The 3,544-nt window shown below is 39.4% G+C and carries 2 protein-coding genes; both read right to left on the reverse strand.

Annotated elements, in window-relative coordinates:
- Positions 1-96 precede the first annotated feature (96 nt).
- The gene (locus J7K93_01065) at positions 97-3,090 is read right to left on the reverse strand and encodes an N-6 DNA methylase (GenBank protein MCD6115579.1); all 2,994 of its coding nucleotides are present in this window, start codon (positions 3,088-3,090) and stop codon (positions 97-99) included.
- A 252-nt stretch (positions 3,091-3,342) separates the two neighbouring features.
- The coding region (locus J7K93_01070; GenBank protein MCD6115580.1) for a hypothetical protein at positions 3,343-3,544 on the reverse strand (202 nt) is incomplete at its 5' end.

A 3,544-nucleotide genomic window follows, 5' to 3' on the forward strand; every position in this document is an offset into this window, starting at 1 on the left:
AAAATGGCTAATTAGTAATTATTTCACAAGGTTACTGTAATATCCGGAGCTTTTTCTGAAATCTTTGGGAAAATGCTCCTTCTAATAACCAAAATATCAATATCTTTTTTTAGGCGGTGGATTTGGGCCTACATAAACATTTAGAATATTATCCAATTGTATCGTATGCTGTTCAATTTGTTGCAATATTTTTAATTCCTCTACGGTAGCTCTTAAATTAATTACACAACTTTCTTCTGTAGTCCATATATTGCTATCCCAAACTTCAAATTTGTTTTCATAGTATTCGAGATTTAGTGATTTTTTCTTGAGTACTCTGGTCGGGAGCTCTTTGCGGCCTTTTCTTATCTGAACAATAATAGAGTCAGTAACAGCCCCAAAAACACTGTTTGAAAAAATCAGCAGCTGATTTAAATGATTTTTTGTTAGTATATATCTTCTTATCTTTTTTAAATATTCATTCTGCAAAATTGTAGAAGGAATAATAAATGATAGAGTACCGAATCTATTCAAGATATCTATTCCGTTTTCGATAAACAAGGCATAACTATTAACCTTATATTCTGCAGAATTTTTATATCTTTTTAAGAGGTAATCAAACTCTTCTTTTGATATTTCAACTCGCTCCTTTCCTTTATAAGTTACATACGGCGGATTCCCAATCACAATATCAAATCCATCCCTGATATCAAACATCCATTCCGGATCAAAAAAAGGAGTGGATGCATTCTGATCATAAGGGTCCCAGCTTGCTAATTGGCGCGCAGTTTTATTTTCCCAGCCTCCTTCTATCAATAATTCTGCGATCTGATCTCGTAGTGTTTTGTCTTCGTCCCTTAACTCTCGTTTGCGTCCTGGAGATTTTGAGTTGAAGATTTTATGACGTACTTTTTTGAGACTGTCCTCCAGTTTTTCTACTTCGGAATTGTCAAACAGTTCTCCCTGCTCTTTGGGTTTCTCTATTCCAATAAGGGTATTAGCGGCCACAAATTTGGTTTCAAGGTTCGGCAGTGGCCTGATCCCAAAGTTTCGTTTGGTTTTATCTACCCTTTGGTCAACTATTAAAGAGATAAAGAAACGAAGCTTACTTATCTGAGCTGCAATCGGCTGAATATCAACACCATAAATGCAATTCTCAAGCAGATAAAGCTTTCGTCCATAATCCAGTTCATTGTTTCCAAATGAATCTTCAATATCCTTTATCTGTTCCTTGAGTTCCTTTACAATGCTTTGACTTCGTGCGCTGTCTTCAATCTCTTCCGCTTTTTCAACAGCTTCAGTCACCTTGTCAATCTGCCGTTGTTTCCACTGTTCATTGCCGGGGTCGAGTTTGTGAAGCAGATGCACCATTTTCTGCAGGATACCCATGGGGAAAGCGCCGGAACCGCAGGCGGGGTCGAGGATTGAGCAAGCGTCTATAGCCTTGATAATCTTTTCTTTGATTTTATTTTCCTGAAAAGGCTGAATATTATCAAATGAGATTAATTGGCGCAGCTTTGTATCTAATTCATCAGCATCTTCAATATCTCCGGAAAGTTTGTTCTTGAAATAGGCTATCAAGCTTTCATCCACCATGTAGCTTACAATTTCTCTCGGTGTATAAAAGGAGCCGGTCTGTTTTCTGGCTGTGGTTTTTGTCTCAGGGTTGTAACTTGCGAGCAGATTTTCGAATACTCTGCCCAATAACTCCGGGTCAAGAGCGACATCTTCTTCAATGGGTGTATTCTCAGTAATGGTAAATTTATAAGAATTGAGAATATGGATCAGTCCTCTAACTGGAGCCTCTTTACAGGCTTTGCTTTTATTTCCATAATCCTCACTTAAATCGACAGGTTCCACATCTCCAAAAAATATATAATCGGGAACCACCAACTTATTATCATTTCTGTCAGAAAAACCATCTTCATATATAATTACATCTCCACCCTTGGGGCCTCTTAGTTTTGGATCCGGTTTATCCAAACACTCAAATAAACCTCCATTCATAAACGGAACAATATCTTCAACAAGTTTTATAAACTTACCGGGATCTCGGAAGCAGTTTTCATACCGCATCAGGGTTGTCACATTCATATGCTGCTTGTCTTTGCGGAACTCCCTTTTACCCATTGTCTGGTTAAGAGTAGCAAAGAAGAGGTTTTGTAAAACAGCCTTATAGTATTTACTGCCCTTGGCCGGCTCATCAAAGAGATCGCCTAATCTTTGTGGGTGAAATTCTTGTAACAGCTCCTCTCTGATATACGTCGGATCAAACAGCTCTTCCGGTATAAGATTTTTCTCTTTTACAAACCAGACAAAGAGAAGACGGGTCAAAAGGCGGATAAGATTTTTCGCGTTATGCTCTTTAACTCTCTCGTCTTCCTTGGATAATCCATCCTGATCTGCTTCAAGGGAAGCGCCCGGAAATGTTACTTTTTTTAATGCCCAGAAATACCAGTTGGAAAGTTCTTTATAGAACTCCCTGTTAAGGACAGATACGTTAAATACTTCCTGCCAGTATTTATAAAGCCCATCAAAAGAATTAACAGCATTTCTGCCGGTCCGGGCAATTGCCAGTTCTTGAAGGATTTTCAGGTGACCGGTGTGAGGGTTGTTTACTTTAACGTCTCGGAGCAGGGAAACTTTTTCAGCCTTCTCACCTTCGCGCCATTCCTGTTTGTATTTCTGTCTTTCCGCGTTCGCAAAAGCAATATATTGATTATATCGGAAAACAACCACGACAGGCGTGTAGTGAAATTCCCTGTTGAACGCGCGGGTAATTTCTGCAAGCTGTGATCTGGTGGGGAGCAGGCCGTTTCCCCGCTCTTTTAGTGTAACACCAAAAAGTAAAAGACCATCGTAATCGGTTTTTATTTTATCAGGGCTTATGCTTTTGTTTCCTTCAAAAGCGGCATCATCAACCATCCCGAGGAAGTAAACATCTTCCATCAACTTAAATGCCGGATTGGCTTCCTTAAATGTTTTTGTGAGAATGTCCCGCGGCCTTGCGGGTTCTTCCGCTATATAGTTTACGGGGATATTCAGGTCTTCAAATAGTGTTTTTAAAGCCATGTAGAAATTATTAACATTTTCAAAGTAGTCCAGGCGCATACTAACCCTCGCTTTTACTTACCAGAAACCGTGATGCTTTCGTAAAAAGTCGAATTTCGTTAATGTGTCATTTCGACCAACGGGAGAAATCTTGTCTTTTCAATAGGTTGCAGAATAAAGATTTCTCGTTTCACTCGAAATAACAGGCCGGAGGGACTTTTTACGAGTGCATCAACCTTAACTTCTCGATAAATTAGGGTAGGGGAGGTTTTAGCCTCCCGATATGGGCGACTAAAGTCGCCCCTACCGAACTTATTGAGATATTACCAGAAACCATGTTATCAGGTCAAAATTATCCGGTTTGTATTTATCCTCTACCTTTATATTTTGTTTTACCCTTTTTATCGCGGAGGTGTCCCCGCTTTTAATTTTTGAGAGCAGGTCCTTTGCTTTGTTGCCCATACGGGTTTTTACTGTGCCATCTTCCTGCTGTTCCTCTTCAACGGCCTGACTT

Source organism: bacterium, assembly GCA_021158245.1.
Lineage (GTDB): Bacteria > Zhuqueibacterota > QNDG01 > QNDG01 > QNDG01 > QNDG01.

Coding starts and splice junctions, on each gene's coding strand:
- J7K93_01065 (MCD6115579.1), bottom strand. CDS start 3,090: ATGCGCCTGGACTACTTTGAAAATGTTAATAATTTCTACATGGCTTTA.